This window comes from Terrabacter sp. FW104-15G4B (assembly GCF_058790095.1).
The window spans coordinates 1-626 of record NZ_JBYTCI010000072.1 but is presented as its reverse complement, the minus strand read 5'-3'; the positions used below and the strand labels follow the sequence as shown (position 1 = coordinate 626).

Here is a 626-nt window from a genome sequence, read left to right as displayed (position 1 = left end):
GGTGACGGGGGAGGTGACGGGGGAGGCGACCGCGCTGAGGACGACGTGGTGGTCGGCGTGGGCGAGGAGCTCGTCGCGGTGCGTCACGGCGACGACGACCCGCCGCTCCGCGAGCTCGGCCACCAGGGCGGCGACATGCTCTGCGCCCTCGGGGTCGAGGTGGGCGGTCGGCTCGTCGAGGAGCAGCAGGGTCTCGGGGGCCAGCCAGGCGCGGGCGAGCGCTAGGCGTTGGCGCTGGCCGGCGGACAGCCCGAAGCCGTCGTCGCCGAGGTCGGCGGACAGTCCTCCGGGCAGGCCCGCGACGACCCCGTCGACCTCGACGGCGCGCAACGCCTCCCAGAGCTGGTCGTCGGTGGCGGGGTGGCCGATCGTCAGGGCCGAGCGGACCGACCCGGTCGCGAGGAACGGCCGTTGCGTCACGTAGTGCGAGGCGGGTGCCTCGACCGTGCCCCGGCTGGGTCGACGCAGGCCGGCGAGCAGGTCGAGCATCGTCGACTTGCCGACCCCCGAGGGGCCGGTCACCACCGTCAGCCCCGGCCCGGCCACGAGGTCCAGGTCACGGATCACGGGAGCCGGCGACCCGGCATACGCGTATGTCAGCCCGGTGGCACGTACCTCCCCGGCCC

Annotated in this window: 1 protein-coding gene; it reads right to left on the bottom strand. The window is 75.6% G+C overall.

Translation table 11 applies throughout. The annotated features are described in order from the left end of the window. Window positions 1–626, bottom strand: a 626-nt coding sequence (locus tag AC3WRT_RS20665; RefSeq protein WP_492725287.1) for an ATP-binding cassette domain-containing protein, incomplete at both ends; no start/stop codon positions are given.